General features: G+C 48.3%; 21 protein-coding genes and 1 other annotated feature. Of the genes, 7 read left to right on the forward strand and 14 right to left on the reverse strand.

Annotated elements, in window-relative coordinates; translation table 11 throughout:
- Window positions 1-98 precede the first annotated feature (98 nt).
- Window positions 99-1529, reverse strand: coding sequence for an alanine/glycine:cation symporter family protein (locus tag C942_RS22125; RefSeq protein ID WP_036801519.1), 1431 nt, complete (start codon window positions 1527-1529; stop codon window positions 99-101).
- 657 nt (window positions 1530-2186) lie between these two features.
- Here C942_RS22125 and C942_RS22130 point away from each other — a divergent pair.
- Window positions 2187-2366, forward strand: a complete 180-nt coding sequence (locus tag C942_RS22130) for a DUF3545 family protein (RefSeq protein ID WP_007470574.1) — start codon at window positions 2187-2189, stop codon at window positions 2364-2366.
- Window positions 2367-2423: 57 nt separating this feature from the next.
- Here C942_RS22130 and C942_RS22135 read toward each other — a convergent pair whose 3' ends face one another.
- The 4 genes from C942_RS22135 to nfo form a co-directional block, all read right to left on the reverse strand.
- Complete coding sequence (locus C942_RS22135) at window positions 2424-2969, reverse strand: hemerythrin domain-containing protein (RefSeq protein WP_007470576.1); 546 nt, start codon at window positions 2967-2969, stop codon at window positions 2424-2426.
- Between the two features lie 122 nt (window positions 2970-3091).
- Window positions 3092-3772 (reverse strand): uracil-DNA glycosylase, encoded by a 681-nt coding sequence (ung, locus tag C942_RS22140; protein ID WP_007470578.1) that lies wholly within the window; start codon window positions 3770-3772, stop codon window positions 3092-3094.
- Between the two features lie 171 nt (window positions 3773-3943).
- The gene (locus tag C942_RS25665; RefSeq protein WP_007470580.1) at window positions 3944-4078 is read right to left on the reverse strand and encodes a hypothetical protein; all 135 of its coding nucleotides are present in this window, start codon (window positions 4076-4078) and stop codon (window positions 3944-3946) included.
- Between the two features lie 191 nt (window positions 4079-4269).
- The gene (gene nfo, locus C942_RS22145) at window positions 4270-5112 is read right to left on the reverse strand and encodes a deoxyribonuclease IV (protein ID WP_007470582.1); all 843 of its coding nucleotides are present in this window, start codon (window positions 5110-5112) and stop codon (window positions 4270-4272) included.
- Between the two features lie 344 nt (window positions 5113-5456).
- Between nfo and grcA the strand changes: the two genes are divergently transcribed.
- From grcA to C942_RS22160, 3 genes are all read left to right on the forward strand, one after another.
- On the forward strand, window positions 5457-5834 hold the full coding sequence (gene grcA, locus C942_RS22150) for an autonomous glycyl radical cofactor GrcA (protein WP_007470584.1): 378 nt from the start codon (window positions 5457-5459) through the stop codon (window positions 5832-5834).
- 275 nt (window positions 5835-6109) lie between these two features.
- Complete coding sequence (locus C942_RS22155) at window positions 6110-7288, forward strand: dicarboxylate/amino acid:cation symporter (RefSeq protein WP_007470586.1); 1179 nt, start codon at window positions 6110-6112, stop codon at window positions 7286-7288.
- Window positions 7289-7595: 307 nt separating this feature from the next.
- On the forward strand, window positions 7596-8774 hold the full coding sequence (locus C942_RS22160; RefSeq protein WP_007470589.1) for a dicarboxylate/amino acid:cation symporter: 1179 nt from the start codon (window positions 7596-7598) through the stop codon (window positions 8772-8774).
- Window positions 8775-8867: 93 nt separating this feature from the next.
- Here the strand turns inward: C942_RS22160 and thrC are convergent, their stop codons facing one another.
- The 3 genes from thrC to thrA are packed head-to-tail and all read right to left on the reverse strand — an operon-like array spanning window position 8868 to window position 13575.
- Window positions 8868-10154, reverse strand: coding sequence for a threonine synthase (gene thrC / locus C942_RS22165; RefSeq protein WP_007470591.1), 1287 nt, complete (start codon window positions 10152-10154; stop codon window positions 8868-8870).
- A 2-nt stretch (window positions 10155-10156) separates the two neighbouring features.
- Window positions 10157-11113, reverse strand: coding sequence for a homoserine kinase (gene thrB / locus C942_RS22170; protein ID WP_007470593.1), 957 nt, complete (start codon window positions 11111-11113; stop codon window positions 10157-10159).
- Window positions 11114-11115: 2 nt separating this feature from the next.
- Window positions 11116-13575 (reverse strand): bifunctional aspartate kinase/homoserine dehydrogenase I, encoded by a 2460-nt coding sequence (gene thrA, locus C942_RS22175; protein WP_007470595.1) that lies wholly within the window; start codon window positions 13573-13575, stop codon window positions 11116-11118.
- 87 nt (window positions 13576-13662) lie between these two features.
- Window positions 13663-13779: a sequence feature (Thr leader region), on the reverse strand.
- Window positions 13780-14067: 288 nt separating this feature from the next.
- On the opposite strand from thrA, the gene aceK reads away from it, so the two are divergent.
- Window positions 14068-15783, forward strand: coding sequence for a bifunctional isocitrate dehydrogenase kinase/phosphatase (aceK, locus tag C942_RS22180; RefSeq protein WP_007470596.1), 1716 nt, complete (start codon window positions 14068-14070; stop codon window positions 15781-15783).
- A 212-nt stretch (window positions 15784-15995) separates the two neighbouring features.
- Window positions 15996-16457 (forward strand): hypothetical protein, encoded by a 462-nt coding sequence (locus C942_RS22185; RefSeq protein WP_007470597.1) that lies wholly within the window; start codon window positions 15996-15998, stop codon window positions 16455-16457.
- A 120-nt stretch (window positions 16458-16577) separates the two neighbouring features.
- Here the strand turns inward: C942_RS22185 and C942_RS22190 are convergent, their stop codons facing one another.
- Window positions 16578-17078 (reverse strand): putative 4-hydroxy-4-methyl-2-oxoglutarate aldolase, encoded by a 501-nt coding sequence (locus C942_RS22190; RefSeq protein ID WP_007470604.1) that lies wholly within the window; start codon window positions 17076-17078, stop codon window positions 16578-16580.
- A gap of 37 nt (window positions 17079-17115) precedes the next feature.
- A complete protein-coding gene (locus C942_RS22195; RefSeq protein WP_007470606.1) occupies window positions 17116-17520 on the reverse strand; it encodes a DUF3293 domain-containing protein in 405 nt (134 codons plus the stop codon).
- 393 nt (window positions 17521-17913) lie between these two features.
- Between C942_RS22195 and arcA the strand changes: the two genes are divergently transcribed.
- A complete protein-coding gene (arcA, locus tag C942_RS22200) occupies window positions 17914-18633 on the forward strand; it encodes a two-component system response regulator ArcA (RefSeq protein ID WP_007470609.1) in 720 nt (239 codons plus the stop codon).
- 74 nt (window positions 18634-18707) lie between these two features.
- Here the strand turns inward: arcA and C942_RS22205 are convergent, their stop codons facing one another.
- From C942_RS22205 to C942_RS22220, 4 genes are all read right to left on the reverse strand, one after another.
- Window positions 18708-19280 (reverse strand): hypothetical protein, encoded by a 573-nt coding sequence (locus C942_RS22205; protein ID WP_007470611.1) that lies wholly within the window; start codon window positions 19278-19280, stop codon window positions 18708-18710.
- The gene (arcB, locus tag C942_RS22210) at window positions 19277-21637 is read right to left on the reverse strand and encodes an aerobic respiration two-component sensor histidine kinase ArcB (RefSeq protein ID WP_007470618.1); all 2361 of its coding nucleotides are present in this window, start codon (window positions 21635-21637) and stop codon (window positions 19277-19279) included. The genes C942_RS22205 and arcB overlap by 4 nt, the downstream gene beginning before the upstream one ends.
- 132 nt (window positions 21638-21769) lie before the next feature.
- On the reverse strand, window positions 21770-23629 hold the full coding sequence (locus tag C942_RS22215; protein WP_007470620.1) for a diguanylate cyclase domain-containing protein: 1860 nt from the start codon (window positions 23627-23629) through the stop codon (window positions 21770-21772).
- Window positions 23630-23760: 131 nt separating this feature from the next.
- Window positions 23761-24702: a TIGR01212 family radical SAM protein gene (locus tag C942_RS22220; RefSeq protein WP_007470622.1), complete on the reverse strand. Its 942-nt coding sequence runs from the start codon at window positions 24700-24702 to the stop codon at window positions 23761-23763.
- Between the last annotated feature and the right edge of the window lie 509 nt (window positions 24703-25211).

A 25211-nucleotide genomic window follows, 5' to 3' on the forward strand; every position in this document is an offset into this window, starting at 1 on the left:
ACTTATCTCAGGACGGGACACCGATGTAAAAAAAAGCCACGCGATAGTCGCGTGGCTTTAGTGATTTCTCTGATAGGTATTACCTATCGGAATAAAACCTATTTGTTGTTTGAGCGATCCCAGATGCCTTCTTCAAGCTGGGCATGCAGCTCTGGGTAATCGTTACTGTCAAAGGTAGGCACTTTACCCTGACCCAACTGCTTGTTGTAGTCCTTCGCCAGTTTCACAACCGTGCCCGACAGCAACACTATGGCTATCAGGTTAATGATAGCCATCATCCCCATCGACACGTCTGCCATAGCCCAGACAGTCGGCAAATCAGCAACAGCACCGAACATTACCATCGCCAGTACCACGACACGGAAAACCGCTAGGCCTGCTTTGTGGTTATGCTCAAGGAAAATCAGGTTCGTCTCTGCATACGAGTAGTTCGCAACCAAAGAAGTAAAGGCAAAGAAGAAGATAGCCACAGCGATAAACACTGACCCCCAGCCACCAACCTGTGAGCTCAGGGCGCGCTGTGTCAGCTCAATACCGGTAACCTCACCGTGTGGTACGTATTCACCGGACATCAGGATAATCGCTACCGTTGCCGAACAGATAACAATGGTGTCCATGAACACACCCAGCATCTGCACATAGCCCTGTGAAGCCGGGTGCGGCGGATAAGGTGTAGCTGATGCAGCTGCATTCGGTGCCGAACCCATACCAGCCTCATTAGAGAACAGACCGCGTTTCAGACCGTTAATCATGCCCTGCGCAATGGTGTAACCCAGCGCACCGGATGCTGCTTCCTCAAGGCCAAACGCACTGCGGAAAATCATCATCAGTACATCAGGCAGCTTCTCAATGTTGGTAAACATGATAAACAGCGCCAGCAACAGGTAACACAGCGCCATCGCCGGAACCAGGATCTCTGCAGTACGAGCAATTGCACGCAGACCACCAAAAATAATCACACCCGCCATCACAACCAGGGCAATACCAACGTAAGTCGGGTTCCAGCCGAAGGCTACATTCATTGCCTGAGTGATGGAGTTCGCCTGTACCGAGTTAAAGACCAGGCCGAATGCGATGATCAGACAGACTGAGAATACAACGCCCATCCAGCGCATTCCCAGGCCTTTCTCCATGTAATATGCAGGACCGCCACGATAGTTACCGTCGTCATCACGGGTTTTATATAGCTGTGCCAGTGCACTTTCAGCAAAAGCTGTCGCCATGCCCAGCATCGCAATCAGCCACATCCAGAAAATAGCACCCGGGCCACCCAGCGTCAGGGCAACAGCAACACCGGCCATGTTACCGGTACCGACACGTGCAGCAAGGCTAGTACACAGAGCCTGGAATGAAGAGATACCGGCTTTGTCTGCCTTACGGCTGTTCTTCATTACGCTGAACATGTGGCCGAAATGTCTGAACTGGATCATTCCCAGACGAATAGTAAAGAAAATGCCTACCCCAATTAGCAGGTAAATAAGCACGGAGCCCCACAACAGATCGTTCAAAAAATTAATCTGACTTGACACGTCTCCCCCTGTAAAATCATCAAAACGCGGCCCTACCCAGCACCTTTTTATTGGCACCGAATATAACCAAAGTAGTAAATAGAGTTGTTTATAAACAACCTTTGTCGTTCTTTTTTATGTGGTATTAGACAGGTACAAACCCCTCTCTGCGAGCAATTTTGCCGTACCTGAATGCAGTTGGTATGTGTTGTGTAACTGCAGATGGCATATGATCATGCAAAGTTATGTGAGAAAAATCAATACGCACAAAGTGCATATAGTTGTTGATTAACCACATCTCCCAGTGGCTAAAAAACACTCACAAATGTAAACAGTTAACAATTTCATTTAAATTCCTCAACACATTTGCGAGCAATAATTAATCAGCACCTTAACCGGATTAATGTGATCTCGTGTCAATAAACCGCCGCTAACTCCCAGCCCTTCATAGCGATTTACCCGATCACAACGATTTTTGCAGTTTCACTTTATGATTCAGCCCTCTACTCCCGATAATCCCTCAACGATAACGGTTGCTTTTTGTACAAACTGTAAGCAATTGTGAGATCTAGCCCCTCAAATATTCATAAAAAGATAACAAATGCGAAACACATCAATTTTATTTTTTTTGCCAATATGATATTTAACTAGGACCGAAGCGTAAGGAAGAGGTGCTTTATGGACAGCTATGCATTCGATGACATTCTTGCCGATGAGACGCCCCGCCGGGCTAAACGCAGTAAACCGGTAAAACGTAAGTGGCGTGAAATTGAGGCGCTTAAGGACAAGCAGAGACTTCGTAAGGAACTTGAAGAAATTGATATGTTCCGAGACTATGACGACGACATCGATTTCTGATAATTAAACCAGATATCCACCTATCAATGAAAAAGCCGGCTATGATGCCGGCTTTATTTATTTCGACGCCTGTACCTTCAAGCGTTCAGCTAGATTACGGTAACGCTCTGCAACTTTATCGCCAAACAGCGGATCGTACTCACACTGCTCATACTCAGCCGATACAGCTAACCAGTCTTCGGCAGTAAAGGTGTTTCTGAGCAAAGGCAGGATATGCTTTTCCTCAAACTCAAGGTGAGCTCTTTGCCGATTGACAAACACATTCAGCTTCTCAGCAAAAACATCCAGCGGAATCACTGCGTCCATCAAAATCATATCTACCGTTTCAGCAAACTCACGAGTCAGCTCAGACAACTCCTCATGTTCCGCCTCGAGGTTTTGCATTTCACGACTATTCGCATAATGCGACTGATAATAGCGATACAGCAAATCTTCCTTGGGGTGGTGGCAGCACTCAGCCTGTTTCTGTAAATAGTCGATGATGTCTTTAATCAGACTGTAATTAACAGGCCGTCCATGTCTAATCGCATCCAGCTTCTGTTGCAATACATTGAGCAGCCGGTTGATATAGCCATGTTCAGTATGAATACTTTCCAACATCATAGCTCGCTCCCAAAATATTCTTCCTTAAAACATATTTTGAGTTTAAACCGACTCGAAAGAACTCGCCTTGATCCTGTTTGTTTATTGATCAAAAAGTTACAAAATCACCACATTCTGGCTGATTAGATATGATTCTCTAACTTCCAGTCAATTACCGGTTTATTCATCTGCTCAAGCAGAGTATTCACCTGAGAAAAATGTTTGCAACCAAAGAACCCACGGTAGGCCGACAGTGGAGACGGGTGAGCCGACTTCAGTATGTGATGTTTTTCTCCATTGATCTTCTTACCTTTTTTCTGGGCATGAGCTCCCCACAACAAGAAAATCACGCCTTCGCAGTGCTGATCCAATACTTCAATTACCCGATCCGTGAAGGTTTCCCAGCCGATTTTAGCGTGTGAGTGGGCCTTGCCCTGCTCGACTGTCAGTACCGTATTAAGCAGCAATACACCCTGCTCTGCCCAGTGCTGCAGGTAACCGTGATCAGGGGCCTCAAAGCCCGGGATATCATTTGCCAGCTCTTTATACATATTGGCCAGTGAAGGCGGAATCTTCACTCCGGGACGAACAGAAAAACTCAGACCATGAGCCTGGCTTGGGCCGTGGTAAGGATCCTGGCCCAGGATAACAACTTTAACTTTATCAAGAGGCGTTGTAGCAAAAGCACTGAACACGTCTTCCTCTGGCGGGAAAATAGCTTTTCCGGCAGCTCGTTCTGCTGCAACAAACTGTTCAATGTGTTGGTAATAAGGTTGCTTTTGTTCCTGGCTGATAAGCTGCTGCCAGGTCATCGCTTCGCTCATGGCTTGCTCCTGATACTTAAATTAGCCGCTTATTCTATACCCAAATAACCTCTGGATGTTTGGATATATCCTCTTTAACGGAATAAGGAATGACAAACGGCAGTTCAGAAGCAAGCCTCTATTTATATCAAGCCACTACCTATATAGAAGGATAAAAGAATCAGTTGCAGATTAGTGGTGTTCTGAAGAACGGTGGCGCGGAACTGGTGTGCGCCAGTGCCCCCGTCCCTGAACCGGGCGGTTGGCCTGTGGAAAACGAATATTAAAGGCAAATCCATAACACAGCATCATCATATCCGGGTTCATAATGTGCTCCTTGAAATAAGCAGATTTAAAAAGAAGGACATAATGAACAATGAAAATTTGATGCCAGAAAAACCAGTATGAGATGAACCCAATTAAATCAATGAATTAGGTTAAAGCAGAAACAAAAAAGCACTCATTTCAAAGCAGTACAGTATGACAATGCCCTGAAAGAGTGCTCAGTTGCACCAGAATCAAACTACAAACGAACGCAGCTGCTCGATTTCCTGCTGCCAGATATCCGGATTAATGGTTTCTAATACCAAAGGTATGTTATCGAAGCGGCAGTCCTGCATCAGATAACGGAAGCAATCCCAGCCAATCTCTCCGGCTCCCAGACTATGGTGGCGGTCAATCCGACTTCCCAGCGCGCCTTTGGAATCATTCAGGTGCATACCTCGCAGGTAGTTCATGCCGACAACCTGATCGAATTCAGCAAACGTGACATCAGTGGCGGCTTCTCCCCGCAGATCATAACCAGCAGCAAAGGTATGACAGGTATCAATACAGACTCCGACCCGGACCTTATCCTCAACCTGCTCAATAATTTCAGCCAGGTGTTCAAAACGCCAACCGAGGTTACTGCCCTGTCCGGCTGTATTTTCGATTACAGCAACCACATCCGGTACAGCCTGATGAGCCAGGTTAATTGATTCGGCGATCAGAGCCAGGCATTCCCGCTCGGAAATCTTCTTCAGGTGACTGCCCGGATGGAAGTTCAGCAGTGTCAGTCCCAACTGGTGACAACGATGCATCTCATCAATAAAGGCATTGCGTGACTTCTCCAGTTTTTCAGTTTCCGGAGCGCCAAGATTTATCAGGTAGGAATCATGAGGCAGGATCGCCTCCGGTGAAAAACCATATTGCTGACAGCGCGCCTTAAATGCCTTAATCACATCCTCTTCCAGTGGCTTTGCCACCCACTGGCGCTGGTTTTTGGTAAACAGAGCAAATGCATTTGCCCCAATCCCGGCGGCATTTACCGGGGCGTTGTGCACCCCACCAGCCGCTGAGACATGGGCTCCAATTAACTTCATTTTTATACCTTCTTTCCGGGCGTTATTTTTAAACGTCAGCGATTACAAAATGATTAGATAAAGGGCACGTTATCACGGTAAATCACCGTGTTACACCCTCAAAATTGATGTAATTTTACTACATTTGATCAATTCAACTTTTTTTGAATAAATAAAAAATACACATCAACCCAGTAAATCTAAGACTTAGTTGACCTAGCTCAAAAAAACAGCCCTAGCCAATTTAAGGTTTTTTGTTGTAATTTGATCTAAATCAATACCAATTTTGCATCGAGCAGGTATATAATACAGCCAGCTCAATACAAAATTGAAAAAATAACGACATCCTTTGGAGGAGTTAAGTCATGATCTCTGGTATTCAAATTACTAAAACTGCGAACAACGACCTACTGAATTCTATCTGGCTACTGGACAGCGTAACAAACGAAGCTCGTTGTGTTGCAGCTTCAGCTGGTTACGAAGCTGATCAGGTTATCCCTGCAGCTGAGCTGGGTGAATACGAAAGCCGTGAAGTTGCTATCGAAGCACCGGCTAAAATCGAAGGTGGTCAGCACCTGAACGTTAACGTACTGAAGCGTGAAACTCTGGAAGATGCTGCTAAGCACCCTGAGAAGTACCCACAGCTGACAATCCGTGTATCTGGCTACGCTGTACGTTTCAACTCTCTGACTACTGAGCAGCAGCGCGACGTAATTGCACGTACTTTTACAAACAGCCTGTAATCGCTTATTGATATATAGTAAAATAACACCTGAAAACGGCATCTCTGATGCCGTTTTTTTTGTAACTACGGGTTACAAAACACCATTCTCCTATATTGTTCAGATTGTAACCAATCTCTGCTTAAAAGGGCCTGGTAATCACCTCCGTTTAGAGAGGAGCCGGGCATTAATTAAAAATACAGACAAGCAGAATTTCCTCTCTCCTTTAAGGACAGAGCAGGTAATAACAATTGACGGAGCCATTACAAACACACATCTTTCAGGAAACAAACTCAATGAAGTTAATCCTAAAACTTATTGCCGGTATTATGGCCGGTATCCTCATCGGATTTTTTGCCCCTGATGCGATCATTCGACTGCTTCTGACTGTGAAACAACTGGGTGGCCAGCTGATTGGCTTTACCATCCCATTGATTATCCTGTTCTATATCACCAGCGGTATCGCAAGCCTGTCGAAAGACTCTGGCTCTCTGCTGGGTAAAACTGTTGCCCTGTCATACGGCTCAACGATTATCGCCGGCAGCCTGGCATTCCTTGTTGCCAGCTTTGTAATTGCCGGTTTGCCAGAACCAGCAGCGACAGCGACCGAAACGGCAGACAAACTGACCAGCTTTATCGCCCTGGAGATCCCACCGCTATTTGGTGTGATGACAGCCCTGGCAACAGCTTTCCTGTTCGGCCTGGGGATCAGTGTCACTAACAGCAAGCACCTAAAAGCAGTGGCTGATGAAGGCCGCGGTGTTATCGACCTACTGCTATCAAAAGTGATCATCCCGATGCTACCGTTCTACATTGCCGGCATCTTTGCCGAAATGGCAGCGGAAGGCACCGTATTCACGACCCTGAAAACCTTCGGCATCGTAATGGCGCTAGCTGTGACTATGCACTGGGTATGGATCGTGATCCAATACACCCTGACTGGCCTGGCAACCGGTAAGTCACCATTTATGCTGATCAAAAACATGCTGCCAGCTTATTTCACAGCGGTAGGTACCATGTCATCGGCAGCAACCATTCCGGTAACACTACGCCAGACCAAAAACAGCGGTGTTGATGAGTCCATTGCCAACTTCACGATCCCGCTGTGTGCAACCATTCACCTGTCAGGCTCAACAATCACACTGGTAACCTGCTCAACCGCAGTTATCGCCCTGACTCAGCATGCAGCAATCCCGTCACTGTTTGACATGCTGCCGTTTATCATGATGCTGGGTGTAACTATGATTGCAGCACCGGGCGCACCAGGCGGCGGTGTAATGGCGGCTCTTGGCCTGATGGCATCAATGCTGGGCTTTGGCGAGGCCGAGCTGGCACTGATGATTGCTCTGTATATGGCACAAGACAGCTTCGGTACAGCCTGTAACATCACAGGTGACGGTGCGATTTCTCTGCTGGTAAACAAATTTGCCAAGAAAAATGACGCACCGGCTGGTGAGCTTCAGCCGGAAAGCTAATCATCATTAGCTAAATAATCCTTAACATAACGGCAGCCAATCTCTGGCTGCCGTTATTGTTTCCCCTGCCAATAAAGCGCACATTCTCTTCCAATTTCCCCCCGATCCCTCTTACCTGACGCTCATATAACAAACAAAAGTTGCTCAAAAAGCATACTGATAGATATATCTCACTTTTAATTAAAATTTGGGCATAAATTTTAAAAATAGAGTATTTTGTTAGCATTGCTCGCCAAAAAATGTAACAAACATAGCGAGTGATACTTTTTAGGAATAATTAAAACAACTCGCCTCAGGAGTCCGCTCAATGAAACTGATCCTAAAGCTCGTCGCCGGCATCTTAGCCGGTATCCTCCTCGGATTTTTTGCCCCTGATGCAATCATTCGATTGCTGCTTACTGTGAAACTACTGGGTGGTCAGCTGATTGGCTTTACTATCCCTCTGATTATCCTGTTCTATATCACCAGCGGTATTGCCAGCCTGCCGAAAAACTCCGGCTCATTGCTGGGTAAAACCGTCGCTCTTTCATACGGCTCAACCATTGTTGCCGGTAGCCTGGCATTTCTCGTCGCCAGCTTCGTGATTGCCGGTTTGCCAGAGCCAGCAGCAGCCAGCGCCGATACTGCCGAAAAACTTACCAGCTTCATCAAACTGGAAATTCCACCACTGTTCGGGGTGATGACGGCACTGGCAACTGCCTTCCTGTTCGGTTTGGGCATCAGCATTACCAACAGCACACAACTTAAGAAAGTCGTTAACGAGGGACGTAGTGTCATTGATCTGTTGCTGTCAAAAGTCATCATTCCGTTCCTGCCTTTCTACATTGCCGGTGTGTTTGCCGAAATGTCTGCTGAAGGCACCGTATTCTCAACCCTGAAAACCTTTGGTGTAGTACTGGCACTGGCCATTTTCATGCACTGGGCCTGGATCACCATTCAATACACAATCACCGGCCTGGCAACCGGCCAGCCACCGGTTAAACTGATCAAAAACATGCTGCCAGCTTACTTTACAGCGGTTGGTACTATGTCATCAGCGGCAACTATTCCGGTTACCCTGAAGCAAACTAAAGAAAACGGTGTTGATGAATCTATTGCCAACTTCACCATTCCACTATGTGCAACCATCCACCTGTCTGGTTCAACCATCACACTGGTTACCTGCTCAACAGCGGTCATGGCATTGAGCCAGCATATTGCGATTCCGTCACTGATGGAGATGCTGCCGTTTATCATGATGTTGGGTGTGACAATGATTGCTGCACCAGGTGCACCGGGTGGTGCTGTGATGGCAGCACTGGGTTTAATGTCGACCATGCTTGGTTTCGGTGAGTCCGAACTGGCGCTAATGATAGCCCTGTACCTGGCACAAGACAGCTTCGGTACGGCTTGTAACATTACCGGTGACGGTGCTATTTCCCTATGGGTAAACAAGTTTGCAAGGCAAAACGCAGAACCTGCTGCTGAGCCTCAACAAGAAAACTAGCGAATCTTTTCATCAGACATAAAAAACGGTAGCCAGTCGGCTACCGTTTCCTTTTATATCCTGAATTCAAACTATTAAAAGCTGAAGCGGAGGCTAGTCCTGTACGCTGTAAAGCACTTCTTTCAGTTGCCCGAAATCATTATCGCGTTCCAATGACAGCAACTCCATCGCGTTGTGTTTCGCCAGCGGTCCCGGAAGATCGATATCTTTTTCCAGGATATCATCGACCACTTCCTTGAACTTGGCCGGGTGAGCAGTACACAGGAACATACCGGTTTCACCTTCCTGCAATTGTTCAGTCAGAATTCGGTAAGCAACTGCGCCGTGCGGCTCACACAGATATCCTTCGACATCCATCTCACGCAGGGTCTCTGCCGCTTGCTCATCGGTCACGGCACCGTAACCCAGCTCGCTTAGCCCCCAGCCTTTAAGCTGACACAACTCTTCGATACGCGGCCAGTTATTTGGTTGGCTCACATCCATCGCATTGGAAATTGTCGGGATTGTCGGTTTCGGCTCCCACTGGCCGCTTTGCAGGTAGCGCGGCACAGTATCGTTGACATTGGTTGCTGCAATGAAGCGTTTTACCGGGAGACCCAGCGCTTTTGCCAGCAGACCGGCCGTCAGGTTACCGAAGTTACCACTCGGTACCGCCACCACTAAGTTATCGCGCTCAGCTTTCGGCAGCTGGGCAACGGCTTCAAAGTAGTAGCAGATCTGGGCCATCAGGCGGCTGATATTGATTGAGTTTGCCGAGTTCAGGCCAATGTCTTTACGCAGCTTCTCATCATCAAACGCCTGCTTTACCAAAGCCTGGCAGTCATCAAACGTACCGTTAACCGCTACAGTGCAGATATTGCCGCCCAGGGTACAGAACAGTTTTTCCTGCAGTGGGCTGATCTTACCTTTCGGATAAAGGATCACCACCTTGATGTTATCCATACCGTGGAAAGCATGGGCAACCGCAGCACCGGTGTCACCGGAAGTGGCAGTCAGAATCGTGATCTTGCCATCGCTGTCACTGACCGCCGCCAGCGACTGAGCCATGAAGCGACCACCGAAATCTTTAAATGCCAATGTTGGACCGTGGAACAGTTCAAGGGCGTAAACACCGTCTTTTACCCTGGCAACAGGCGCCGGGAACTGAAAGGCATTTTTTACCATCTGTTCAACCGTATCAGCCGCAAGCTCTTCACCGATAAACGCTGACAGGATCTTGCTGCTGCGGCTGACAAAATCCATCTCCAGCAGGGCATCTACATCGCCCAGCTCAGGGAGCTCTGACGGGAAAAATAAACCCTGATTCCGGCCCAGCCCCTGACGTACAGCCTGACCAAACGAAACCTGTTCCTGATGTTCTTTTAAGTTATACAACTTCATTGTTATAGCTCGCTTCCTGTTACTTTTGATCCCTGTCCATCTAAACGGCAGACATGAACAAATCCATTTTCATTCTGAACATAATGTTCTTCCAGCCAGCGTGCAATACGCTTAGCCACGTCAATATCGTTGCAGACACTGAACATTGTCGGGCCCGAGCCGGAAATCCCGCTCGCCAGAGCTCCGGCTTCCAGCGCGTACTGGCGCGCCTCAGGAAAGCCCGGCAACAGCCTTTCCCGGTAAGGCTCCGCCACCACATCTTTGATCATTTTAGCTGCCAGCTCCGGTTGCTGTGAGTAGCAGGCATGGATAAAACCACCCAGATAGCGGCCATGGGCAATCACATCCTGGCGACGGTACTGACACGGCAGGATGGCACGCGCCTCAGCAGTCGGAACCTTAATGCCCGGATAAGCCATCACCCAATACCAATCATCAAAACATGGCACTGACTGACTGATGATACCCAGCTCTTCCACCATAAACTGCAAGCCACCAAGGTAACAAGGCGCCACATTGTCATAATGCAGGCTGCCGGAAATCTCTGCTTCCATTTCCCCCATTAGGGCCAGCAGCTCAGTTTCATCCAGCGGCATATCATGGAAACGGTTCAGCGCATCCAGTGCTGCAACAATCGAGCAGGCACTGGAACCCAGCCCCGAGCCAATCGGCATGTTCTTTTCAAGCGTCATAGCCACCGGTTTGAGTTGGTGCTCTTTTTTGTCCAGCTCTCGGCCAAAAACCTGCCAGCAACGAAAAACGATATTCTCTTCTGCTTCCTGAGGCAGTTTGTCGACAAAGTGCCCAACGCAAGCCAGTGAAAACGGCTGTTCACCGGCCTCAACCTTTACCCGGTCCCCCAGCAACGTGCCGTCAATCGGAGACACGGCGGCCCCCAGCACGTCAAACCCGACACTGACATTGCCAATTGATGCCGGCGCATAAACCACAACACTCATTTTTATACTCCTAGCTTCCAGCCTAATGTGCGCATCAAATCCGCAAACACACCTGCGGCAGTCACCTCTGTACCGGCACCGTAACCACGCAGCACCAGAGGGATTGGTTGGTAATAACGGCTGTAGAATGCCAGAGCATTTTCACCGTCCTTGATTTTGAACATAGGATCATCCTGGCCTACCGCGGCAATCTTCACTGCACACTGGCCGTTGTTGATCTCGGCAACATAACGTAACACTTTTCCTTCTTTGGCCGCCTCTTCGCCAAGCTGACTGAAGTACGCGTCAGCTTCCGGCAAGCGTGCCATGAACTCATCAACCGAGCCTTCACTGTCAAAGCCTGGCGGCAGCGCCTGCTCGACAACCACATCATCCAGCTCCAGTGGCATTCCGGCTTCTCGGGCCAGGATCAGAACTTTACGCGCCACATCAGTGCCTGAAAGATCATCACGCGGATCCGGCTCAGTAAAGCCATTGTTCCTTGCAACTGTTGTCGCCTCGCTGAAGCTCATGCCTTCATCCAGCTTGCCAAAGATATAAGACAATGAACCGGACAAAATACCAGAGAAGCGCTCCAACTCATCACCGGCTGCCATCAGGTTCTGCAGGTTTTCGATAACTGGCAGGCCGGCACCAACAGTGGTTTCGTACATAAATTTACGGCGAGTCGAACGGGCAGCCTGACGCAACTGATGGTAATACGCCATGCTCGCGGTATTGGCTTTCTTGTTCGGTGTGATCACATGGAAACCGGCAGCCAGGAAATCTGCATACTGATCGGCAATCCCCTGGTCTGAAGTACAGTCAACAATCACCGGGTTGATAATGTGGTTACGCTTCACCAACTGGATCATGCGAGCCAGGCTAAGCGGTTCGTTGGCCTGTCCCATCAGGTCTCGCCAGTTGCTTAGCGGCAGGCCGTTGCTGTTCATCAGCATCCCTTTGCTGTTGGCCAGGCCGCAGACACGGATCATGATGCCGCTGTCGAACAGCTTCTCCTGCTGACGACGGATCTGATCCACCAGCTCGCCGCCAACACCACCGACACCAATAACGAATACATCCAGTGAGTGCTTACTGTTAAACAGGTTCTCATGACAGGCTTTTACTGCTTCAGAAACTTTCTCAACCGGGATTACCGCCGAAATTGCCCGCTCAGACGAGCCCTGGGCAATCGCCACCACATTGGCATCAATTTCCGCCAGTGAAGTAAAGAAGCGGGCAGCAACACCGCGGGATGTACGCATGCCATCACCGACCAGAGTCACAATGGACAAATCACCCATAAATTCAACAGGCTCCAGCAGGCCTTCTTTCAATTCCAGCTCAAAATTACTCTGCAGAGCCTGCTGCGCCACCGCCTTGTCTTCACTCTCGATACAGAAGCTGATGCTGTATTCGGACGATGACTGAGTGATCAATACGATGGAAACGCCCGCCGCGGACATAGCCCCGAAGACACGCGAAGCCATCCCGACCATACCTTTCATGCCCGGGCCGCTGACGTTAACCATCGTCAGATCTTTAAGGGTCGTGATCCCTTTCACCGCCAGCTTATCTTCACCGGTATCGAGTCCGATCAGGGTACCGTCTCCCTGAGGATGAAAGCTATTTTTGATCAGGCAAGGAATGTGGAACTGGGCAATTGGGGCGATAGTTTTCGGATGCAGAACAGAAGCGCCGAAATAAGAAAGCTCCATCGCTTCCTGATAGCTCAGGGATTTAAGCAGGCGGGCATCCGGCACCAGGCGCGGGTCACAGCTGTAAACACCATCAACATCAGTCCAGATTTCGCAGCACTCAGCACGCAGACAAGCCGCCAATACTGCCGCTGAATAATCCGAACCATTTCGGCCCAGCGTCACCAGCTCGCCTTTTTCATTACCGGCAGTAAAGCCCGGCATGATGTTGACGTGGCCTTCCGGCAGTGGATTCTGTTTGAAATTCTGAGTGGAAACTTCGATATCGACATGCGCTTCAAGATAATCGCCATTGGCCTGCAGATACGCAACCGGGTCAATCAGACTGGCTGGCTGTCCTTTAGCTTCCAGCAGGGCTTTCATCGCCACAATCGACATGCGTTCACCCTTGCTGATCACCTTGGCATACACATTGTCCGGGCATAGCCCCAGCAGCTTCATACCATGAACATACTGGCGAAGCTGACCCAGCGAGCTCAGTAGTTTGGCATCCAGCAGCGCCCTATCCAGCTTAGGCTCTAAGGCTTCAAGTCCGCTGAACAGCTCATTGAATACAGATTCCAAGTCAGCAATCTGCAATTCCGCATCACCGGTATTAACTGTACTTTCAATCACAGAAACCAGTTTATTTGTCACTTTACCCGGTGCTGACAGCACCACTGACACATCACCCTGCTGGGCGTTATTGGCAATGATCTCCGCTGCCCGCGAAAATCGCTCTGCATCGGCCAATGATGAACCACCAAACTTTAATACTCGCATCCACTACTCCCGGCTTCCTTTATCTGTTGACTAACAGCCTAGCTGCATATCCTGCGTTGGTGTCAGCCCGATTCTTCAAAAAATGGTTAAAAAAAAGCCCGCACTTGCTGAGTGCGGGCTTTTTCTCTGAAACTTATGCGTATCAGCCCACCCCAGCACCTGTAGTGCCGGTAATTGTAATGGTGGTGGTAATAATGCTGATCGCGTTAAACATAGGTTTCTAAAATGTCGCCAATAATCTGTATTAATTTACGTTTACCTGATTCAATTGGATGAGTCAACAAAGTTTTTTACCCGTCTGGTACAAGTTACTGGCGAAATGCAGATATTTTCAGCACTCAACTCATACCAAATTAGCATAAAAAAAAGCAATTGATTGCACTATAACTCATCGCCGTGCATAGTAATGAGCTGGTGAATAATCAACCATTCGCTTTTCTGAGACATTGAACTGAAAAAAGTGACTATTCTTAGTGTTCGGAGGGATCCCGAATGACAGCAGCAATGGAACAGCTAGTAGCCCATACTATCTTGCAAGGCTTCGATGCCATGTACGGACGGTTTCTGGATGTAACAGCCGGAGCCCAGGAACGCTTTGAAACCCAAAACTGGACCGCCGTCCACCAGGCACTCAAAAAACGCATCAACTTCTACGATCACCATGTCGGGCTGGTCACCAGCCAAATCCAGATTATGCTGGGTGAGCGCTTTGCCAATCACCAGTTTTTGATGGCGGTGAAGTCCGCTTACATCGATCTTCTACTTGATTACCCAAGATATGAAATTGCTGAAAGTTTTTTCAATTCAGTGTATTGCCGAATATTCAGTCATCGCAATATTAATCGCGATAAGCTATTTGTTCACAGCTCTCAGGAAGGTCGGATCCCGACTTACCCCACGTCACTGACACGGATCTACAACACAGGCTCCGGACTCAACAGTCTGCTGGAAAGAATGCTCGACGACACCCCGTTTACCCTCAGCTGGGAAGATAAAAAACGGGATATCGACCTGTTAGTTCACCGCCTGAACAAAGAGCTGGGAACAGCCCAGAGTTCAACTCCGACGATAGAAATGATCAGGGAGCCTTTCTTCCGCAACAAAGCCGCATACCTGGTTGGTCGTATCAGCCTAAAGGACAACCGCAGCGCCCCGCTGGTACTACCGGTGCTGAACAACAGCAACAAACAACTCTATATCGATGCCTGCCTGTGCGATGTTGATGACATCAGTGTGGTGTTTGGTTTTGCCCGCTCGTATTTCATGGTCTATGCCCCGGCACCGGCTGCGCTGGTCCGCTTCCTCAGCGAGCTAATGCCAAACAAGACCAATGCCGAGCTCTATACGGCCATAGGTTGCCAGAAGCATGGCAAAACAGAGCTGTTCCGGGAGTTCCTCCGCCATATGGAAAGCTCCGACGATAAATTTATCTCGGCTCCCGGAATCAAGGGTATGGTGATGTCTGTATTCACCCTTCCATCCTATGATTTTGTTTTTAAAGTAATAAAAGATAAATTCGCGCCACAGAAAGACATCAGCCATGCCACTGTACGGGAGAAGTACAAACTGGTTAAAGAGCATGACCGGGTCGGACGAATGGCTGATACCCAGGAGTACCAGAACTTCTCAATTGAGCGCTGCCGTTTCAGTGATGAGCTATTACAGGAGCTACTTGAGGTCGCCCCATCAAAAATCAAAGTAACCGCCAATGAAGTGATCATCGAACACCTCTACACTGAGCGACGAATGATCCCGTTCAATATCTACATCGAGCAAGCCAATGATGACGATCTCCGCCATGCCGTTGATGAGTATGGCAAAGCGATAAAACAGCTGGCCGCTGCCAATATTTTCCCCGGCGATATGCTGTTTAAAAACTTCGGTGTGACCCGGCACAAACGGGTCGTTTTCTATGACTACGACGAAATCAGCTACATGACGGAAATGAACTTCCGCCGGATCCCGCCTCCGCGATACCCGGAAGACGAAATGGCCGCTGAGCCTTGGTATAGCGTCGGGCCAAACGATGTTTTCCCGGAAGAGTTCCGTACCTTCCTACTGATCAACCCAACCGTCAGATCCTTATTTAATGAGCTTCACAGCGATTTATTTGAGGCCAGCTACTGGCAGCAGCTGCAACAAAATATTGCTAACCGCCAATACGAAGATGTCTACCCCTACCAGAGCAAACATCGGCTACGAAAGTAGCCGATTTCCAAAAACGCCCAATAAACATAAGACAGCAGCAACAGAGTAAATGCATAACTTAGCGCAATGCACGCAGTTTTATGCTCAGCCTCTCATTAGTAAGATCTAACGTATCAATAACCAGAATTGTGTCCTAATATTGATAATGCTGATTTTGATCAGCCCATAATAAAAAACGTATAAACATAACAAAGCGACAGGGAAGGTGCGCAGTGAAAAAAATACTGATCACAATTGCCCTGCTGGTAGTGGTGTTACCAACAAAGGCAGCAGAAAATGGACTGTTTGAACTGAGCGGGAGCAATTCCGGCTCATCTGGCTGGTTCTTATCGTCCGAATCAAAGAGTGCCGAACAGTTCGATGTCTGGCAGATTGACAGCGGCTATGCCTACGCAGTGACAGATAATACTGAACTGTACCTGAGTACCCGGATAAAAAGTGGTAATGAATCCAAGGCAACTAGCCGCGGATTACTCTCCGGAGTTAAATACAACCTTTCACCGAAAATCAGTCTGAAAAGTGCTGTAACTTCAGAAACTATTGAGCGGGAAACCGTGCTGGGAGTTGAAGTATCCAGTCAATATGAAGTCAATGACAGGGTTAACCTGCATGCGACCGTTGATTATGAAGCGCTTGAGCAAATATACCAGTTAGGTATCGGCTTCCGATTCTGAACCTGACTGAAAAAGTAACAGAACCGTCATGATAAAATCAAAAACAGAGCAACGAATATAGGGTACATTCTTATATTCGTTGCTTTTTTGCTTTCTGTGATTTTGTTTTCCCAGCCGTAGCTAGTCATCACCGACCACAGACAAATCCAGCGCTTTCTTACTTAACAGGATGCCGTTTCTGTCGGCATACAGCATATCCCCCGGATAAACCAGGGTATGGGCGACCGTCAACGTGACATTGCGATCTCCTGTCTGCCGCTTCTCTGTTTTAAACGGGCATGCAGCAAGGGCTTTCACACCGATATCGATCGTGCCCAAAGTGCCAATGTCCCGCGCCGCACCATTAATCACAATACCTTCCCAGTTATTGTTATGAGCTAGCATCGCCAGTTGATCACCGAGCAATGCCAACCGACAGGAACCATGACCATCAATCACCAATACCTTTCCGGTTCCGTCTTCAGAAACAATATCCCGGACCAAGCTGTTATCTTCGAAACAGCGCAAGGTAACAACCTCACCGTAAAAAATCGTCCTGCCGCCGTAGTCATGTGTCGGCAGTGGCAACCATCTGACATCCTCTCCATAGTGATCGCACAGGTCGGGTAGTAGATCTAACATCGCAGGCTCCTTTGTCTGATCGGCAAGTAGCGGGTCTCTACTCAGTGTAGAAAAAGTCTTTGATTTGCCCCAATTTCATTGTCATGACATCTTCCATTAACACAGGAACCAAAAAGAGATCTCCCGACTCTACCCAGTAGATCGCATTCTGCTGCCACTGCCGGGCTAACTGTTTCGCCTGAACTAAGGAAATCGGCGCAATGAAGCTCGGTTCCTGCCAACTTCCGTCTGGAGCCTGACAAATCACGCTTTGAGCCCCTTTTGTCAAATTTTCCAACTGAGATCTCAATAATTCATTTCGCAAAATGTTATTTGAGTTATTAATAACAATGCTTCCGGGATTAAATGCTGTTAGAATTGCAAAGCAAGCGTAAACAGGCTGTTGCGGCATTTTGAATAAAATCTTCTGATAGCTACACCAAAGCGAGATGTTTTCACACATTTAGAGATTTACCTTCCGGGTGACGGATTAATTTGTAGCTAATGTTAAACAAAGTGAAGATTCGTAATAGACTTACCCCTGTTTGATGTAAATCAAGAAAGCTCTAAAAAGCAGTCACGAAACAAAGCCGTAATATTGTTAGCGTGCTGTTAAGTGCATACAATCATCGCCATCCCACGGAAATTGTAGCCAATGACTCTAAATTTTAGAGTTCTTTCAGCAGTTGCTATGACACATCATCTTGCTGAAAAAGGATGGCGTACCAAACAGGTCAGTTTTTGAATAAACAAATAGTCCTTTATCCGGGACTTTGCCTGTATGTGAATTTTTTTTATAGAATTTAACTATTCTGTTTTTGACCAGATTCCGTTTTTAGAAATTTAGGTACTGCCAATGCAAACCCCTCACATTCTGATTGTAGAAGACGAGCACGTAACACGTAACACCCTGAAAAGCATCTTTGAAGCAGAGGGTTACACAGTATTTGAAGCAAATGACGGTGCGGAAATGCACCAGATGCTTTCAGAACACCCAGTTCACCTTGTGATCATGGATATTAACCTGCCAGGTAAAAACGGCCTTCTGCTGGCTCGCGAACTGCGTGAGCAGGGCGACATGGCGCTGATGTTCCTGACTGGCCGTGACAATGAAGTAGACAAGATCCTGGGTCTGGAAATCGGTGCTGATGACTACATCACTAAGCCGTTCAACCCACGTGAACTGACTATCCGTGCCCGTAACCTGCTAAACCGTGCCATGAACCAAGGCCTGCCTACTGAAGACAAGCGTCTGGTAGAACGTTACGAGTTCAACGGCTGGTCACTGGAAATCAACAGCCGTTCACTGGTAAGCCCGTCTGGCGAACAGTTCAAACTGCCTCGTTCTGAGTTCCGCGCTCTGCTTCACTTCTGTGAAAACCCAGGCAAGATCCAGACTCGTGCCGAACTGCTGAAGAAAATGACAGGCCGTGAGCTTAAGCCGCACGACCGTACTGTTGACGTGACTATCCGTCGTATCCGTAAGCACTTCGAATCAGTGGCTGATACTCCGGAAATCATCGCAACTATCCACGGTGAAGGTTACCGTTTCTGCGGTGATCTGGAAGAGCAATAATCACATTGCTGACTTCATTAAAAAAGGCTCCTTTCGGAGCCTTTCTTATTTGTACTTCTGTTTAAAACGCTGAGTCAGAACACTTGGCTGACTGCCACATCACGCTCTACCAACCTGTGCTCTTCTCCATCAAAGTTGAAGATAATAGCAACATTGACCAAACTGCCCGACTCCCATTCAGGTCCGGCCTGCATCACAACCTCTAAAGTCAACTCACCTTCGCCCCGCACTTCCAGGTTTTCATTCACCAGCCACTGCTTATCGCCCTGTTCAAGCAACACCTGAGTAATTTCGATACCGCCCGGCAATGGTTTCATATCCGTCGACTGCAGCTTCACGGATGCCTGTAGTTTAATCGCAGGTTGAGTACCGTCATCACCAATCACCGGCATACTGTTAAGCCAAAGATCACTACGCAAATTCACGGTAACACCGGAAAGCGTCAGCTCAGTCGGAGCTTGCCAGATATCAGTCGCCAGTGGTTCTGCCGGTTCAGGAGCCTCTGTTTCAGCTTGCTCCACTGTCTGCTCAGTCGGAGTACCAACCTCAGGCGCTTCAGCCTCTGTTGACGATGGCTTTTCCGGTTCAGAACAGGCTGCCAGCAACAAACAAGCGAGCCCCAAGGTCAGTTTTTTCAGCTTCATCATGATTTCTCCTTCGTTGCCAGCCAGTTTTTCAGCACTGCCAAATCATTCTGGTAACCATCCTTGATCTCATCAACCCAGTCATTGATGTTTTCCCACCAAGCCGGCAGCTCAGGCGACTGCGCTTTCTGCGCGACCTGCTGGATATGTTTAAGGCCGATAGAGCCTGCCGCTCCCTTGATTTTGTGTGCTTCAAACTTGATGCCATCCTTATCCTTAGCCGTCATATTTGAATCTAGAATCGCAATGTATTCAGGCATTTTCTGCTCAAACATAGCAATGCTGTCATAAACAGGCTTAGTGCCCACAATATCAACATAGGAGGTCAGCATCTCGAGGTCCAACAACTGATTGATCATTTCATCACTTGGTGATCCTGATTCCTGTTCCTGCTCTTCAATCGCCTCATCACTGTCAATCGGACAGGTCAGCACCAGGCGCTGGATAACGTCACTGATAGCCTTCACACTCAGCGGCTTACTAAGCGCATCATCCATGCCTTTTTCAAGGTACTCCGCCTTGTCCTTAATAACATTGGCAGTCAGGGCAACAAGCGCCGGAAGGTGGTCATACTGCTCACGCAGCTTAGCCGCGATGTCAAAACCTGTCATATCCGGCAGCTGGATATCAAGCAATACCAGGTCGAAATCATCAGGGTTGAACATCTCCAGCGCCTCTTCACCGCGCATAGCAATTGTTACCTCATGACCCAGACTTTCCAGCAGTGCTTTGGCAACTGTGATATTCAGTTCAATATCTTCCACCATGAAGATATTAAGGCCGAGCTGCTGTACCGCAGGCATTTCTTCATCGTCTTCAACCTGATCCACCAGCGGAGCTCTAATTGTTACCGTAAAGGTACTTCCCTCGCCAACTTCAGAAGATACGGTAATGTCACCACCCATCATCTGCACCAGTTGGCGCGATACGGCCAGGCCGATACCGGTACCGACTGCATGCAGGTTGTTGTTCTCATCTTTCACCTGATAATACATGGCAAAGATTTTATCCAACTCTTCCTGCGGAATGCCGATCCCACTGTCTTCCACTTCAAACGTGATTTCAGCCTGCTGACCGATGATTTCACCGCTCACCGACAGGATCACGCCGCCATCTTTAGTAAACTTGGTAGCGTTACTAACCAGATTCCACAGCACCTGGCGCAGTCGGGTACTATCAACTTCGATATAGCGCGGCAAATCACTCAGGCGCTCAAGATCGAACCGCAACCCTTTCTGCTCTGCCATCAGACCGGAAATATTTCCCATCTCAACCACGAACTCTTCAAAGTCCAGCGGCTTAGGTAGCAACTCAAGACGACGGCGATCTGACTTATCCATGTCGATGATGTCATTAAAAATATTACCCAGGGTGATCGCACTGACATGTACCGTCCGCATATAACCGCGTTGCTCATCGTTAAGCGGTGTCTCCAGCAGCATCCGGCTCAAACCGACAATGCCGTTCAGCGGCGTACGCAGCTCATGGCTGATAGTGGAAATAAAGGCGGTTTTATCACGGCTGGCTTTTTCCAAAGCGTCCTGGTACTGCTTGCGATCGGTAATATCGCGGCCAAAGCCCATAAGCCCCAGACGGCGACCGTCACGGCTGTAGAAAGGTACTTTACGCAACTCGAAAACCGCCTTACGGCCATCCGGGTATTCCAACCATTGCTCATAAGTGAGGGAAACATTCTGCTTGAATACCTGTTGGTCGGTCTCGGCGATCTTACGGGCAATCTCTTCACTGTAAACATCCTTCGGAGTCAGACCTACCAATTGTTTCTCGGTACGGTTCGTCAGCTCTTCCATCGCCCGGTTGCAACCGGAAAACTGGCCTTGTTCATTACGGTAGTAAATCAGATCAGGCGAAGCATCGAGAAAAGATTTCAGCAAAGCACTTTGCTCAGCCAGATCCAACTGGGCTTTTTCACGCTGGAACACTTCGTTTTCCAGATCCTGCATCGCAATCTCACGGGCTTCTTCTGCTTTTACCCGCTCTTCAATTTCCTGGTTCAGCTGGGCGATATTTTCCTGCAACTGCTTGTTAAGCAGCATATCGCGCGAGCGCATCTCTTCCAGCTTGGTCACCAGCTTGGACAGGCGTTGGCGTGAGTCTTCAAGCTGATCAACCACCACTGACAGGAAATACACCGCCCAAGGCGTGATCAACAGACCGAAAAAGACTGAACGGACAATATCGATATTGTCCACCTTCCCTTGCAGAACCAGAGTTACCCCAACCTGCACCAGTACTGCCAGGGCCACCAAGGCCAGCGCCAGTAACATACTGAAGCGGACAATCCCCAGCTTCACCAGCAAGTCGACATAAAACTGAGCCAGAACTTTGATTTGTTTCATTATTTATTCCCACTAATGAAAGGCTGCCATCATGATAATCGCCCCGGCCCGATAACCAAAGGATATGTATCTCAGATAAAACAAAGCCTGCAAATGCAGGCCCTGAAAATAAGCAGATTGTTAATACACAGGCTAAGTTGCAACCCGATCTGACATCAGCTTAGTACAGTTACGCCCCGCTGATTTTGCCTGATAAAGTGCAATATCTGCCAGTTCAACCAACTCACCGTAATCCTGGTGCGGCCTTGGAGTCACCGTTGCTACCCCCAAACTGACGGTCAGCTTTTCAGCAACATCAGAATAATCGTGGAGGATGCCTTTTTCAGCCAAATGACGGTGCACCCGCTCAGCAATCACCTTACCGCCTTTGATGTCAGTATTCGGCAACAGGAAGGCAAATTCTTCGCCGCCGTAACGTGCCACGGCATCAGTCTCACGCTTCACCACATTTCGGAACACCTTGGCAACTTCCCGCAGCGCAAAATCCCCCTGCTGGTGGCCATAATTGTCATTGAATGATTTGAAGTTATCGATATCGCACAAAATCAACGTCAGCGGATTCTGCTCGCGGATGTGGCTGTGCCAAAGCTTACGCAACTGCTCATCAAAACTGCGACGGTTGGCTACCTTGGTCAGGCTGTCAATAAAGCTCAGCTCCTGCAGCTCCATAATTGCATCAGCCAATTGCTGCTCGGCCATCTTCCGCTCTGTCACATCCCGCGCCATAATAAGCACTCCGACCGTACCGTCAGTCGGATCTTTATATGGCGACTTCAAAACCTCGTACCAAATAGGCGTGCCGTCATCAAGGATCACATAGTCATCCATCTTCACTGTCAGCCCGTCTCGCATCACCTGCTGATCCGATTCCCAGTAGTTTTGCCAGACTTCTTCATCAAGCAATTCAGAAGCACTGCGTCCCAGCATCTCTTCGCGACGGAGCCCTAGTGAGCGGGCAAATGACTCATTACAGCCAACATAAACACCATGTTCGTTATAAAGACCGATTGGATCCTGGCAGGCATTCATTATGGTATCGAACAGGTTATTACGCTGCGCCAGCGCCTGTTCGGTTATTTCCCGTCTCTCAATCTCCTGTTTGAGGTTCTCCTGCATCTCATGCCAGTCAGTCACATCATGGCTGATACTGAGGGTACCGATCGCCTCACCTTTATCGTCAATCAGCATCGTCTTATTAGTTTCCAGCAACCGACTGGAACCGTCCGGAGCTGTTGTCCAGCTATGGCTGGAGTTATGGCCTGAGAAGCTATCAACCTCGTCCATCACCCCTTCATCAAAACGCCCCTGCCAGAAACGATCAAATGCCTTGTTGGTCCCCAAGATCTGGCCGCTTTTATCCTGGAAGTAAACCAGTTCTGACAATGAGTTCAGTACCTGCTGAAAGACCCGCTGTTCCTGCTCAAGCATCGTCTCCGATGCCTGCGGCTCCTGAGGCTTAACAATGAAAAGCAGCCAGGCCGCCTGCCATTTATAGCGAACAGGCTGCCCCGAGACCTTCAACTTCATCAAACGATCACGAGAAAACTGCAGCTCTTCAGTTACATTGCGAAAGCCCCGGTAATAAGAGAATGGCCGCAGGAAATCAAACATCATTTCAGGGCTGATATCATCCGGGTAAAGGTAGCAACCGTCTAACCGCCTGACACCCAGCAACTCACAGCTGGTTTTATTGGCATACAGCAAAGCACCGTCTTTTTTTCTGACAATCACTACCGCCAGCGGCATATGAGTCAAAATAGCATGAAGCTTTCGGAAGGAAGAAGAATCGAGATGAAGTAGCGCCAGCGCAACCAAGCCACCACCAGCAAGCAGAATAAACAGCACTAGAGTAAAAATCAGTACCGGACTACTGAGAAGGCTGACCGATGGTTCCAGTGCAAGACCGGCACCAGGAAACAAGCAAGCGATTGCGAACAGGTATATCGAGGGGAACACAGCTGAAAATGAACCGACAAGCCTGTTCACTTTCATTAGAATGTCCTGAAAACTGACCAACATGGGTCGTCGGATAAGACTGTTATTGATGCTGAAGCGGGGACAAGCTGTATGCATTGTATTATTGAATGACTACTTATTATATTCCCCGCTAATCTAACATACTTTTACTTTGAAGCGACAATCGGCTGGTAAACAAACGGGTTACCCACCGCACTCCCCTGAGCTCCGAGCTTATCAAGGTTTCGGCCGATTTCCGTCATTGCCAACCAACGGTTTTCACACCAGATAGGAGCCAGCAGGGTTGGCCTGCGAGCACTGGCAGAAACACGGTGAAATACCACGTCCGGCGGTGTCAGACGAATCATCTCAGAAGCAATCTCGGTGTAATCTTCAAGGCTGAGTTCAACCAGACGCCCCGCTTTCCAGGACAGTCCCATAATACTGCCTTCGACAATATGCAGCGGGTGCAACTTAATACCGTCAACCCCGGCATCCACCACCTTACGGATAGTTTCAAGGTTATCTTCACGGGTATCACCCGGCAGCCCGACAATCAGGTGAGCACACACTTTCAGCCCCAGAGCACGGGCACGTTTGGTAATCTTCTCGTAGCAGGCATAATCATGACCGCGGTTGATCCGCTTCAGCGTCTTGTCATTAGCCGTCTGTAGCCCCAGCTCCAGCCAAATTTCATATCCCTGCTGATGGTAGCCAGCCAACAGTTCCAGTACCTCATCCGGTACACAGTCTGGGCGGGTTCCTACACACAAGCCAACGATATCAGCCGCTTCCAGTGCTTCTTCATACATTGCTTTGAGCGTCTGTACTTCAGCATAAGTGCTGGTATAAGCCTGGAAATACGCAAGATAACGCTTAGCGCGGTTCACTTCGCCAGCACGCTGATTCAACTGTTCAGTGATAGGTTTATGTTGCGCCTGTTCATCGGCAAATGAGGCCACATTACAGAAAGTACAGCCGCCGCGACCAATCGTGCCATCACGGTTGGGACAGCTGAATCCGCCGTGAAGGGTAAGCTTGTGCACTTTCTCTCCATAGCGCCGCTGTAAATCCTGTCCGAATGTATTGACTAGTTCGTGCAACTGCATCGTGTCACCTGAGTTGTTGATGAGGAAAAGCAGCGCAGATTAACACCAAAAGCCAATCCGGAAAATGTGTCAAAGCAATAAACCCGGCTTTATTTGCGCCCCCGGCTAACCCACATCTATTTGTTAACAAAAAACAACAAAACTGAATAATTTTTTGTCTGCCATAATCACGATAAATGAGAGGATAGTTCCTCCTGTATTGACCTTTTTTATTCATAATGAGAACTGTTATCGAATAATCAAGCAGATAATCGTGCTATAAATTCATACAGATAACACTTTTATGCTGTTACGCCCCGATTTTTTGTTGGTAATTGATAAATCAAAACTGTAGGATAGTTACAGCAGTGTGCATTTTATGAACAACAAATGTAATGAAATTACTCCGCTACGCAGTGATTTCTACCACACTAACCTAGCCGTCGCAGCACTTTTGCAAACCAGAACAAAAGTGCTACAGAATTTCGTTTGCTAATGATTGACACTCATCATCCCACAGCAAACACAAC

Origin of the sequence: Photobacterium marinum, from assembly GCF_000331515.1 — a bacterium.
Taxonomy (GTDB): domain Bacteria; phylum Pseudomonadota; class Gammaproteobacteria; order Enterobacterales; family Vibrionaceae; genus Photobacterium; species Photobacterium marinum.